The organism is Klebsiella sp. S69, from assembly GCF_016516145.1.
In the GTDB taxonomy this organism is placed as follows: Bacteria; Pseudomonadota; Gammaproteobacteria; order Enterobacterales; family Enterobacteriaceae; genus Klebsiella; species Klebsiella oxytoca.
Genome location: NZ_JACVUU010000027.1, coordinates 95,255 through 106,639, shown reverse-complemented (window position 1 = coordinate 106,639; position 11,385 = coordinate 95,255). Strand labels below are relative to the sequence as shown.

Annotated in this window: 11 protein-coding genes and 1 tRNA gene; 8 read left to right on the top strand and 4 right to left on the bottom strand. The window is 54.7% G+C overall.

Annotation, left to right across the window (positions count from 1 at the left end; genetic code table 11):
• The first annotated feature begins 98 nt into the window (after positions 1–98).
• Positions 99–174, top strand: a tRNA-Trp gene (locus IAE27_RS23885).
• Positions 175–256: 82 nt separating this feature from the next.
• Here the strand turns inward: IAE27_RS23885 and hdfR are convergent.
• A complete protein-coding gene (hdfR, locus tag IAE27_RS23880) occupies positions 257–1,078 on the bottom strand; it encodes an HTH-type transcriptional regulator HdfR (RefSeq protein ID WP_004116933.1) in 822 nt (273 codons plus the stop codon).
• A gap of 118 nt (positions 1,079–1,196) precedes the next feature.
• On the opposite strand from hdfR, the gene IAE27_RS23875 reads away from it, so the two are divergent.
• Entirely contained in the window at positions 1,197–1,535 is a 339-nt protein-coding gene (locus IAE27_RS23875; RefSeq protein ID WP_004097464.1) for a DUF413 domain-containing protein, read from the top strand.
• A gap of 23 nt (positions 1,536–1,558) precedes the next feature.
• On the opposite strand, the gene IAE27_RS23870 is transcribed toward IAE27_RS23875, so the two are convergent.
• Positions 1,559–3,079, bottom strand: coding sequence for a YifB family Mg chelatase-like AAA ATPase (locus tag IAE27_RS23870; protein ID WP_070555222.1), 1,521 nt, complete (start codon positions 3,077–3,079; stop codon positions 1,559–1,561).
• Positions 3,080–3,429: 350 nt separating this feature from the next.
• Between IAE27_RS23870 and ilvL the strand changes: the two genes are divergently transcribed.
• From ilvL to ilvA, 6 genes are all read left to right on the top strand, one after another.
• Positions 3,430–3,528 (top strand): ilv operon leader peptide, encoded by a 99-nt coding sequence (gene ilvL, locus IAE27_RS23865; protein ID WP_001311244.1) that lies wholly within the window; start codon positions 3,430–3,432, stop codon positions 3,526–3,528.
• Positions 3,529–3,667: 139 nt separating this feature from the next.
• The gene (gene ilvG, locus IAE27_RS23860) at positions 3,668–5,314 is read left to right on the top strand and encodes an acetolactate synthase 2 catalytic subunit (RefSeq protein ID WP_108704346.1); all 1,647 of its coding nucleotides are present in this window, start codon (positions 3,668–3,670) and stop codon (positions 5,312–5,314) included.
• Positions 5,311–5,568: an acetolactate synthase 2 small subunit gene (ilvM, locus tag IAE27_RS23855; RefSeq protein ID WP_004107599.1), complete on the top strand. Its 258-nt coding sequence runs from the start codon at positions 5,311–5,313 to the stop codon at positions 5,566–5,568. Before ilvG ends, ilvM begins: the two co-directional genes overlap by 4 nt.
• A gap of 16 nt (positions 5,569–5,584) precedes the next feature.
• Positions 5,585–6,514: a branched-chain-amino-acid transaminase gene (ilvE, locus tag IAE27_RS23850; protein ID WP_004107600.1), complete on the top strand. Its 930-nt coding sequence runs from the start codon at positions 5,585–5,587 to the stop codon at positions 6,512–6,514.
• 61 nt (positions 6,515–6,575) lie between these two features.
• The gene (gene ilvD / locus IAE27_RS23845; RefSeq protein WP_004107602.1) at positions 6,576–8,426 is read left to right on the top strand and encodes a dihydroxy-acid dehydratase; all 1,851 of its coding nucleotides are present in this window, start codon (positions 6,576–6,578) and stop codon (positions 8,424–8,426) included.
• Positions 8,427–8,428: 2 nt separating this feature from the next.
• Positions 8,429–9,973, top strand: a complete 1,545-nt coding sequence (ilvA, locus tag IAE27_RS23840) for a threonine ammonia-lyase, biosynthetic (protein ID WP_024274874.1) — start codon at positions 8,429–8,431, stop codon at positions 9,971–9,973.
• Positions 9,974–10,042: 69 nt separating this feature from the next.
• Here ilvA and IAE27_RS23835 read toward each other — a convergent pair whose 3' ends face one another.
• Positions 10,043–10,432: a hypothetical protein gene (locus tag IAE27_RS23835; protein WP_004107609.1), complete on the bottom strand. Its 390-nt coding sequence runs from the start codon at positions 10,430–10,432 to the stop codon at positions 10,043–10,045.
• A 9-nt stretch (positions 10,433–10,441) separates the two neighbouring features.
• Entirely contained in the window at positions 10,442–11,332 is an 891-nt protein-coding gene (gene ilvY / locus IAE27_RS23830; protein WP_004107613.1) for an HTH-type transcriptional activator IlvY, read from the bottom strand.
• Between the last annotated feature and the right edge of the window lie 53 nt (positions 11,333–11,385).

Here is an 11,385-nt window from a genome sequence, read left to right as displayed (position 1 = left end):
TGTCACGCAGGGGGTCGCGGGTTCGAGTCCCGTCCGTTCCGCCACTTATTAAAAAAATTAAGCCTGCTGATTAAGCAGGCTTAATGATAAGAAACTTTAGGGGCGTAGCTCAGTTGGTAGAGCACCGGTCTCCAAAACCGGGTGTCGCGAGTTCGAGTCTCTCCGCCCCTGCCATATAATAATCCTTTGCTCAGGCAAAGGATTTTTTTTGCTTTAAATTTCCCTTTATTCATCCTCCGTCCCTGGAGGAGTCATCCTATTCTAATATGCTGTGCTTCAGGATCTCACGGATTTGCGCTTGCTTATCGCTGTTCTGTAGCCAAATCGCATATAGAGGCCTTGAAAGCGTCACGCTGTCAGTGACAGTATGCAGGTTATTTTTTTCCTGCGCCCAGAGCACAGGTAACCACGTGCAGCCGTTAAGCGCGCTGAGCTGCTGATACGCTAATTCGGCAGAACTGGTAGTCAGGAGAGGAATATCATCATTTCCGATCAATCCCGCTTCATTTTGTTGAAAGTCAGGACCCCATTCCAGGCGCAAATAATTCAATTCATTTGTATTTTTAGCCGGCGAGGCGCAATAAAGCGCTAAGGTAAAATTACCCAGCAACTGGCTGCTTAGTTCATCCATCTTCGGCGATTCTGTCGTGATCAGTAGATCAAGCTGACGTTCGTGCAGCTGTTTGACCAACGATTGCCTCTGCGCGATTCGCGCCTCAAATTGTAGGTTATAGGGCTCTGTATAGAGCTTTCCTAACCACTCGTTAAGCAGGCATTCCCATAGTGAAGCGCTGGCTCCGATTGAAAATTCGTTATGCCGGGAGGCATTTGCGACCTCCTTGCGCGCAGCTTGCCAGGTGTTCATCAGGGTTTCGGCATAAGGCAGCAGTTTCTCTCCGGCTGAAGTCAGGCGGATATTATTGCGATGGCGGGTAAAAAGATTCACCCCCAGCTGGTTCTCCAGCTGACGAATACGAAAGCTAACTGCTGACTGCGTCAGATAAAGCGCCTCTGCGGCTCGGCCAAAGTGGCGAGTTCTGCTCACCTCGAGGAAAGTCTTGAGCAATTCCGTATCCACACTCTTCTCCGCAAAATTATTTGTCGTGATGATTTAAATGTTTTGTTTGACGCTCTGTCAAGCGTAACTAATACTCCGCGCCATAAATAGCTCGGCCAAAGAATCAGGAGCGTGTAGGATGGCGGAAAGCTTTACGACAACTAATCGTTTTTTCGACAATAAAAATTATCCGCGCGGGTTTTCCCGTCATGGAGATTTCACCATCAAAGAGGCGCAACTGCTGGAACGTCATGGTTATGCCTTTAATGAACTCGAACTAGGTAAACGCGAGCCTGTCACCGACGATGAAAAACAGTTTGTTTCGGTCTGCCGTGGTGAACGTGAGCCCGCAACGGAAGCAGAACGCGTCTGGATCAAGTACATGGCGCGCATTAAGCGTCCGAAGCGTTTCCATACTCTTTCCGGCGGCAAGCCGCAGGTGGAAGGCACGGAAGATTACACGGAAAGCGATGATTAAGAAAAAGGGCGTAAGCCCTTTTTTTACGTCATCATTTTTTGCAGATGGCTCAACATTCTGTCTATTGCCCGATAGCCAAGAGCCTCCTGCAAATGACGGCGTTCAATACGATCGACCTTCTCAATATCGGCAATCGTGCGTGAAACTTTAAGCAGGCGCTGCCAGGCCCGGATTGAGAGCCCCAGTTGCGTAAGCGTCTGCTCCAGCCAGATTGCGTCATCTTGATGAAGCTGGCACCAGATTTTCATCTCATTATTCCCCAGATTTGCATTGAGTTTTTTCTGTCGTGACAGTTGCCTTTCGTGCGCAGCCAAAACGCGTTGGCGTACGCAGGCGCTGCTCTCTTCTTCGTTTGTTCCCCGGCTAAGCACCCCCGGCGGCGGCAGAGGAATTTCCAGTGAGAGATCGAAACGGTCAAGAAATGGGCCAGATAAACGGGCCAGGTAGCGTAGCGTCTGTTCTGGAGATGCGCGATTATGCTGACCCTGATAATGGCCCGTGGGGCTGGGATTCATTGCTGCAATAAGCTGAAAGCGGGCGGGATAATCGATTTTCGCGCGCGTGCGGGAGATATGGATTATCCCGGATTCAATCGGTTCTCTTAATGCATCCAGAACCCTGCGTTCAAATTCGGGCAGCTCATCCAGGAACAGCACGCCATTATGAGCGAGAGAGATCTCTCCCGGTGTTGGAATAGAGCCGCCACCCACCATCGCAGCCAGGGAAGCGCTATGATGCGGAGCTCGAAATGGCCTGCGGCGCCAGTTTTTCATCGCATAACTGGAATTGACCAGGCTAAGTATTGCCGCGCTTTCCAGCGCTTCCTGGTTACTCAGCGGCGGTAGTAGCCCAGGCAGCCGACTCGCAAGCATCGTTTTCCCTGTGCCGGGTGGGCCTATCATCAGCAGGTTATGTCCGCCTGCAGCGATAATTTCCAGCGCTCGCTTTCCTTGCTGCTGACCAATAACCTCGCGCAAGTCTAATGAAGACTCATCTGAGGTCTCCGCTTCCGGAATAGGATGATTTAGCGGGTTTTTTCCCTCCAGAAAGGCGCAGACCTCCTGAAGATGGGCGGCGATAAGACAGTCACTGCCGCCAATTAAACCCACCTCAGGAGAATTCTCATGAGAGACAATAATCTTTCTGCCCGCTCTTATCGCCTCCATCGCGCTGGATATAGCCCCAGGAACGCCACGTAGAGCGCCTGTAAGCGCCAGCTCGCCGACAAACTCGTATTGATTTAGCCTGGGAGCATTTAGCTGCTCAGAGGCCACCAGAAGCGCGAGAGCGATAGGTAAATCATATCTTCCCCCTTCTTTTGGTAAATCGGCTGGCGCCAGATTGATGGTGATTTTTTTCGCCGGCCAGGCGTAGCCGCTGTTGATAATCGCACTACGTACCCGGTCACGCGCTTCTCTGACCGTTGTTTCAGGCAACCCTACCATCGTCAGGCCAGGGAGTCCGTTGCTGATATGAACTTCAACTGTGATAAGGGGGGCGCCGATCCCAAGAGCGGCGCGGGTGTAAACAATGGCGAGTGACATAAAACCTCCTGAGAGCCGGCATTATGTCGGGGATTTTTTGTCGGGTAATTCAGCAATTTTAAATTTCAGGCGTTCGCTTCCAGCCAATTTTCCGTGAATTGCCGCTTTGCACTCGTTGCGGATACAGACTCGCAAAACATTGTTATCAGCCAGCGATGCGAGAAAAAGCTGTGGCGCTCGCCACAAATTGAAATATTTTCATTTCCTGTTTTTCCTATTAAAAACAATTGTTTTTTCGTAAATGGTTAGCAAGGTAAGAAATAGGGTCATAAAAAAATCTTGTATTTAACGCGATGTCTGTGGTACCTCTTTAGGTATTCCTTCGAACATGAAGCCAGAAAGAACAGAAAATGACAGCCCTTCTACGAGTGATTAGCCTGGTCGTGATTAGCGTGGTGGTGATTATTATCCCACCGTGCGGGGCTGCACTTGGACGAGGAAAGGCTTAAAAAACAAGCCTTAACGAACTAAGACCCCCGCACCGAAAGGTCCGGGGGTTTTTTTATAACTTAAAAACAGAAAAGAGGAGCAGATGATGGTTGATAGCATAAAATTCTGTTTCTCTCGATCTACGACGGGGAAGTAACTATGAATGGGGCGCGGTGGGTGGTACATGCTTTGCGAGCACAGGGTGTCGATACTGTTTTTGGCTATCCGGGTGGCGCAATTATGCCGGTTTACGATGCATTGTATGACGGCGGCGTGGAACACTTACTGTGCCGGCATGAACAAGGCGCAGCCATGGCGGCTATCGGCTATGCCCGGGCTACTGGCAAAACCGGCGTATGTATTGCGACGTCAGGACCGGGCGCAACCAACCTGATCACCGGCCTCGCCGACGCGCTGTTGGACTCCGTTCCCGTCGTTGCCATCACCGGCCAGGTTGCCGCTCCGTTCATTGGTACTGATGCATTCCAGGAAGTGGATGTTCTCGGTTTATCGCTGGCATGCACTAAGCATAGTTTTCTGGTGCAGTCGCTGGAAGAGCTGCCGCGCGTCATTGCCGAAGCATTCCATGTGGCAAACTCAGGGCGCCCCGGCCCGGTACTGGTCGATATCCCCAAAGACATCCAGCTGGCTCAGGGCGATCTCGATCCGCATTTCTCCATGGTAGCCGATGACGTTGACTTCCCATATGCGAATACCGAATACGCTTTGCAGATGTTGACTCAGGCGCAGAAGCCGATGCTCTACGTTGGCGGCGGCGTGGGTATGGCGCAGGCGGTACCGGCGCTGCGTGAATTTCTTGCCGTCACGCAGATGCCGGCAACGTCTACCCTGAAAGGGCTGGGCGTGGTGGCAGCTGATTATCCATACTATCTGGGCATGCTGGGGATGCATGGAACTAAAGCGGCCAATCTGGCGGTGCAGGAGTGCGATCTGTTGATTGCCGTAGGCGCTCGCTTTGACGATCGCGTGACCGGCAAGCTGAATACGTTCGCCCCGCACGCCAAAGTTATCCATATGGATATCGATCCGGCAGAACTGAACAAGCTCCGTCAGGCGCATATTGGCCTGACTGGCGACTTGAACGTGATGCTGCCGGCGTTGCAACAGCCGCTGTCCATCGATGCCTGGCGTCAACGTAATGCTCAGCTGCGCGCCGAGCACGCATGGCGCTACGATCATCCGGGCGAGGCCATCTATGCTCCATTGCTGCTGAAGCAGCTTTCCGAGCGCAAACCAGCAGATTGCGTCGTGACCACCGATGTGGGCCAGCATCAGATGTGGTCAGCGCAGCATATGACCTATACGCGTCCGGAGAATTTCATCACTTCCAGTGGATTAGGGACCATGGGCTTTGGCCTGCCGGCAGCAGTGGGCGCGCAGGTGGCCCGTCCTGATGATACGGTAATCTGTATCTCCGGTGACGGCTCCTTCATGATGAACGTGCAGGAGCTGGGCACCGTAAAACGCAAGCAGTTGCCGCTGAAGATAGTGTTACTGGATAACCAGCGTTTAGGAATGGTTCGACAATGGCAGCAGCTGTTTTTCCAGGAACGTTATAGCGAAACCACCCTTACCGATAATCCCGATTTTCTTACTCTGGCCAGCGCCTTCGGCATTCCTGGTCAACACATCACCCGTAAAGACCAGGTTGAAGCGGCACTCGACACCATGCTTTCGAGCCAGGGGCCTTACCTGCTTCATGTCTCAATCGACGAACTTGAGAACGTCTGGCCGTTGGTGCCGCCCGGTGCCAGTAATGCAGAAATGCTGGAGAAATTATCATGATGCAACATCAGGTCGCCTTGCAGGCTCGCTTTAATCCAGAAACCTTAGAACGCGTGCTGCGCGTCGTGCGTCATCGCGGGTTCCAGATTTGCGCGATGAATATGGAAACCGCCGCCGATGCCCGGAATATTAATATCGAACTGACCGTTGCCAGCCAGCGGCCCGTCGAATTACTGTTTAGTCAATTAAGCAAACTGGTGGACGTCGCCTGCGTCGAGATCCAGCAACCTACATCACAACAAATTCGCGCCTGAGCGCAAAGGAAGAATAATGACGACGAAAAAAGCTGATTACATTTGGTTCAATGGCGAGATGGTTCCGTGGGGAGAGGCGAAAGTTCACGTGATGTCCCATGCGCTGCACTACGGGACTTCCGTATTTGAAGGCATCCGTTGCTACGACTCTCACAAGGGGCCGGTTGTGTTCCGTCACCGTGAACATATGCAGCGTCTGCATGACTCAGCCAAAATTTATCGTTTCCCGGTTTCGCAAAGCGTTGATGAGCTGATGGAAGCCTGCCGTGAAGTCATTCGTAAAAACAATCTGACCAGCGCCTATATTCGCCCGTTAGTTTTTGTCGGCGACGTGGGCATGGGCGTCAACCCGCCTCCGGGCTATAACACTGACGTGATCATCGCGGCGTTCCCGTGGGGCGCCTACCTGGGTGCCGAAGCTCTGGATCAGGGGATCGATGCGATGGTTTCTTCCTGGAATCGCGCAGCGCCGAACACCATTCCGACCGCGGCCAAAGCCGGCGGTAACTATCTCTCTTCGCTGCTGGTCGGCAGCGAAGCGCGTCGTCATGGCTATCAGGAAGGTATCGCGCTGGACGTGAACGGCTATATCTCTGAAGGCGCCGGTGAAAACCTGTTTGAAGTGAAGGATGGCGTGCTGTTTACCCCGCCGTTCACCTCCTCCGCGCTGCCGGGCATCACCCGCGACGCGATCATCAAACTGGCGAAAGAGCTGGGTCTGGAAGTGCGCGAACAGGTATTGTCTCGCGAGTCGCTGTATCTGGCCGATGAAGTATTTATGTCCGGCACGGCTGCAGAGATTACGCCGGTGCGCAGCGTTGATGGTATTCAGGTGGGCGAAGGTCGCTGCGGCCCGGTCACCAAACGCATTCAGCAAGCATTCTTTGGCCTCTTCACCGGTGAAACCGAGGATAAATGGGGCTGGTTGGATCAGGTTAATAACTAAGTATAAAAAGATGGGGCGGCACGCAACGCCCCATTTAACAGACACTGGGAGTAACTAAAGCATGCCTAAGTACCGTTCCGCCACAACCACTCACGGCCGTAATATGGCGGGTGCCCGCGCGCTGTGGCGCGCCACTGGAATGACCGACGATGATTTCGGTAAGCCGATTATCGCCGTGGTGAACTCTTTCACCCAGTTCGTGCCGGGGCACGTTCACCTGCGCGATCTCGGCAAGCTGGTTGCTGAGCAAATTGAAGCCGCTGGCGGCGTCGCTAAAGAATTCAACACCATTGCGGTGGATGACGGGATCGCGATGGGGCACGGGGGTATGCTTTATTCACTGCCATCCCGCGAACTGATCGCTGACTCGGTGGAGTACATGGTTAACGCCCACTGTGCTGATGCGATGGTCTGTATCTCCAACTGCGATAAAATCACTCCCGGGATGTTAATGGCGTCTCTGCGCCTGAATATTCCGGTAATTTTTGTTTCCGGCGGCCCTATGGAAGCCGGGAAAACCAAACTGTCCGATCAAATCATTAAACTCGACCTGGTCGATGCGATGATTCAGGGCGCTGACCCGAAAGTCTCTGACGATCAGAGTAATCAGGTTGAACGTTCCGCTTGCCCGACCTGCGGTTCCTGTTCCGGGATGTTCACCGCCAACTCCATGAACTGTCTGACCGAAGCGCTGGGCCTGTCGCAGCCAGGTAACGGCTCGCTGCTGGCGACTCACGCCGATCGTAAACAGCTGTTCCTCAATGCGGGTTCGCGTATCGTCGAGCTGACTAAGCGTTACTACGAGCAGGACGACGCTTCTGCGCTGCCGCGTAATATCGCCAGCAAAGCGGCGTTTGAAAACGCCATGACGCTGGATATCGCCATGGGCGGTTCCACCAATACCGTCCTGCATCTGCTGGCGGCAGCGCAGGAGGCAGAAATCGACTTCACCATGAGCGATATCGATAAGCTTTCACGCAAAGTACCGCAGCTGTGTAAGGTGGCGCCAAGTACGCAGAAATATCATATGGAAGACGTGCACCGCGCGGGCGGCGTATTGGGTATTTTAGGCGAGCTGGATCGTGCCGGACTGCTGAACCGCGATGTGAAGAACGTGCTCGGTTTGACCCTGCCGCAGACGCTGGAGCAGTACGATATCACCGTCACGCAGGATGAAGCGGTTAAAAAGATGTTCCGCGCCGGGCCAGCGGGTATCCGCACGACGCAGGCTTTCTCTCAGGATTGCCGCTGGGACAGCCTGGATGACGATCGCGCAGAAGGCTGTATTCGCTCGCTGGAACACGCTTATAGCAAGGACGGCGGTCTGGCCGTTTTGTACGGCAACTTTGCCGAAAATGGCTGCATCGTGAAAACCGCCGGCGTAGACGATAGCATCCTGAAATTCACCGGCCCGGCTAAGGTATACGAAAGTCAGGACGCGGCCGTGGATGCCATCCTCGGCGGTAAAGTGGTTGCGGGTGATGTGGTAGTTATTCGCTATGAAGGTCCGAAAGGCGGACCGGGGATGCAGGAAATGCTCTATCCGACCACCTTCCTGAAATCCATGGGGCTGGGTAAAGCCTGCGCGCTGATTACCGACGGTCGTTTCTCCGGCGGCACTTCAGGCCTCTCCATCGGTCACGTTTCTCCGGAAGCCGCCAGCGGCGGCAATATCGCGATCATTGAAGATGGCGATATGATCGCCATTGATATCCCAAATCGCGGTATTCAGCTGCAGCTGAGCGATGCTGAGATCGCGGCGCGCCGTGAAGCTCAGGAAGCACGCGGTGATAAAGCCTGGACGCCGAAAGATCGCGAGCGTCAGGTTTCCTTTGCCCTTCGCGCCTACGCTAGCCTGGCAACCAGCGCCGACAAAGGCGCGGTACGCGATAAATCGAAACTTGGGGGTTAATGATGGCCGAGTCGCAACCCCTGTCCGCCGCCCCTGAGGGGGCGGAATACCTCAGAGCCGTACTGCGCGCGCCGGTATACGAAGCCGCGCAGATTACGCCGCTGCAAAAAATGGAAAAGCTCTCGTCGCGCCTCGATAACGTTGTGCTGGTGAAGCGTGAAGATCGTCAGCCGGTGCACAGCTTTAAGCTGCGCGGGGCGTACGCGATGATGGCCGGGCTGACGGAAGAGCAAAAATCGCACGGCGTGATCACCGCTTCGGCGGGTAATCATGCGCAGGGCGTGGCTTTCTCCGCCTCTCGCCTGGGCGTGAAGGCGCTGATCGTCATGCCAACCGCCACCGCGGATATCAAGGTCGATGCGGTGCGCGGCTTCGGTGGTGAAGTGCTGCTGCACGGCGCGAACTTCGATGAAGCCAAAGCCAAAGCTATTGAACTGGCGCAGCAGCAGGGATTCACCTGGGTACCGCCTTTCGACCATCCGATGGTGATTGCCGGGCAGGGGACGCTGGCGCTGGAGCTGCTGCAGCAGGATGCCCATATCGACCGCGTATTCGTACCGGTTGGCGGCGGAGGTCTCGCGGCGGGCGTGGCGGTGCTGATCAAACAGCTCATGCCGCAGATTAAGGTCATTGCGGTTGAAGCTGAGGATTCTGCCTGTCTGAAAGCCGCCCTGGATGCGGGCCATCCGGTTGATTTACCCCGCGTGGGGCTGTTTGCCGAAGGCGTGGCGGTTAAACGTATCGGTGATGAGACTTTCCGTCTCTGTCAGGAGTATCTCGACGACATCGTCACCGTTGATAGCGATGCCATCTGCGCGGCGATGAAAGACCTGTTTGAAGACGTGCGTGCGGTAGCAGAACCTTCCGGCGCGCTGGCGCTGGCGGGAATGAAAAAATATATCGCTCAGCATAATATTCGCGGCGAACGGCTGGCGCACGTGCTTTCCGGTGCGAACGTCAACTTCCACGGTCTGCGCTACGTTTCCGAACGCTGCGAACTGGGAGAACAGCGTGAAGCGCTGCTGGCGGTAACCATTCCTGAAGAGAAGGGCAGCTTCCTCAAGTTCTGCCAGCTGCTGGGTGGCCGGTCGGTGACCGAGTTTAACTACCGCTTCGCCGATGCAAAGAATGCCTGCATTTTTGTCGGTGTGCGCCTGAGTCGCGGTCTGGAAGAGCGGAAAGAGATCCTCAATCTGCTGCATGAAGGGGGCTACAGCGTGGTGGATCTCTCCGACGACGAAATGGCCAAGCTACACGTACGCTACATGGTCGGCGGGCGACCTTCGCAGCCGCTGCAGGAACGTTTGTTCAGCTTCGAGTTCCCGGAATCGCCCGGCGCCCTGCTGAAGTTCCTGCATACGCTGGGTACCCACTGGAACATTTCACTGTTCCACTACCGCAGTCACGGTACCGATTATGGCCGCGTGCTGGCGGCATTCGAACTGGGCGATCACGAGCCTGATTTTGAAACCCGCCTGCATGAGCTGGGCTACGACTGCCACGATGAAACCCATAACCCGGCGTTCCGGTTCTTCCTGGCGGGGTAGTTATTATGATGACCGGAAGAAACCGCCTCTTCCGGTCATCTGTCAGAATGATATAAATGGCAGGATGGGTTACTTCATCACCGTCCCACGTACATACTTATCCAGCTTGTCCGATTCATAAAAGTTCATGCATTGCGCCAGCACGTTATTGGCAGTCTGAGCATGGTCAGGGTGTAATGACATCGTTAGCCGATCAAAATCTTTCGTCTCTTTGGCGACGAACGTCTGAAATGCCTTCCACACGCCGGCATTATCCAGGGCGTATCTCTCAATCATAAATGACGCATCCTGCGACGGGGCCGATCGCGCGCCTTCAGGCGTTCGGGCTTTGTAATTCGCCACCAGGCATTGCTGAAGCGCCAGATGTTTGATATCCAGCACGGTAATGCCCTTCGGTTTTGCCTGGACGGTACAACATAACACCATGGCTATGGTTAATAGCAACGTCCCTGAACGCATGTTATCTCCTTATTTTGTTTGAACGATTTCCCAGAACGCATTAATCAGCGGTTCATGCAGTCGCTTTTTGGGCGCGCAGACGCCCAGCTCAAAAGGGGTTTTTTCGTCGCTACGCTCCAGAATCATTACGCGATTGCGCACCGGCTCCGGGCTATTTTCCAGCACCACTTCTGGCAGCAGCGCGACGCCGCAGCCGAGCGCCACCATGGATACCATGGCTTCATGTCCGCCCACCGTCGCGTAAATTGATGGATTACTGATTTTATGGCGACGAAACCACAGCTCAATGCGGCGGCGCACGGGGCCCTGGTCGGCCATGATAAAGGGTACCGTTGCCCAGTCAGGCTTCTCCACCGAGACCTGGTTGCGAACCGGACAAGGCAGCGCCGGGGCGATTAGCACCACCGCCAGATTTTCCAGCATTGCGAAGGCCACCGCGCCGGGAAGCGTTTCTGGCTTACCGGCTATCGCCAGATCGGCTTCACCCGTCACCACTTTCTCCATCGCATCGGCGGCATCGCCGGTGGTGAGCTTAATTTCCACCGAAGGATGCTCGGCGCGAAAGCGATCGAGTATGGGAGGCAGGTGGCTGTAGGCGGCGGTTACCGAGCAGAAGATATGCAGCTCGCCCGACAGCGACGGCCCTTGCTGATCGATAGTGTGGCGCAGCTGCTGATACTGCAGCAGCGTCTGCTGGGCAAACGTTCGTAGCTCTTCTCCCGCTTCGGTAAGCGTTACCGTGCGGTTATCGCGGACAAACAGCGGTTGCCCGAGGTCTTCTTCCAGGCGCTGAATTTGCCGGGACAGTGTGGAAGGGCTGACGTGCATTGCCCGCGCGCTGCGGCCAAAATGGCGGCTTTCCGCCAGATGCAGGAAGGTTTTTAGATCGCGTAAATCCACCGGCGGCACTCCACGATTTTACATTGCAGAAATTGCAACTTGACGTTGTGAAT

What these genes read in the sequence shown, in the direction of transcription:
- ilvM (WP_004107599.1), top strand. Translation starts at nt 5,311, where the DNA reads ATGATGCAACATCAGGTCGCCTTGCAGGCTCGCTTTAATCCAGAAACC.
- ilvL (WP_001311244.1), top strand. Translation starts at nt 3,430, where the DNA reads ATGACAGCCCTTCTACGAGTGATTAGCCTGGTCGTGATTAGCGTGGTG.
- ilvE (WP_004107600.1), top strand. Translation starts at nt 5,585, where the DNA reads ATGACGACGAAAAAAGCTGATTACATTTGGTTCAATGGCGAGATGGTT.
- ilvG (WP_108704346.1), top strand. Translation starts at nt 3,668, where the DNA reads ATGAATGGGGCGCGGTGGGTGGTACATGCTTTGCGAGCACAGGGTGTC.
- ilvD (WP_004107602.1), top strand. Translation starts at nt 6,576, where the DNA reads ATGCCTAAGTACCGTTCCGCCACAACCACTCACGGCCGTAATATGGCG.
- IAE27_RS23875 (WP_004097464.1), top strand. Translation starts at nt 1,197, where the DNA reads ATGGCGGAAAGCTTTACGACAACTAATCGTTTTTTCGACAATAAAAAT.
- IAE27_RS23870 (WP_070555222.1), bottom strand. Translation starts at nt 3,079, where the DNA reads ATGTCACTCGCCATTGTTTACACCCGCGCCGCTCTTGGGATCGGCGCC.
- ilvA (WP_024274874.1), top strand. Translation starts at nt 8,429, where the DNA reads ATGGCCGAGTCGCAACCCCTGTCCGCCGCCCCTGAGGGGGCGGAATAC.
- IAE27_RS23835 (WP_004107609.1), bottom strand. Translation starts at nt 10,432, where the DNA reads ATGCGTTCAGGGACGTTGCTATTAACCATAGCCATGGTGTTATGTTGT.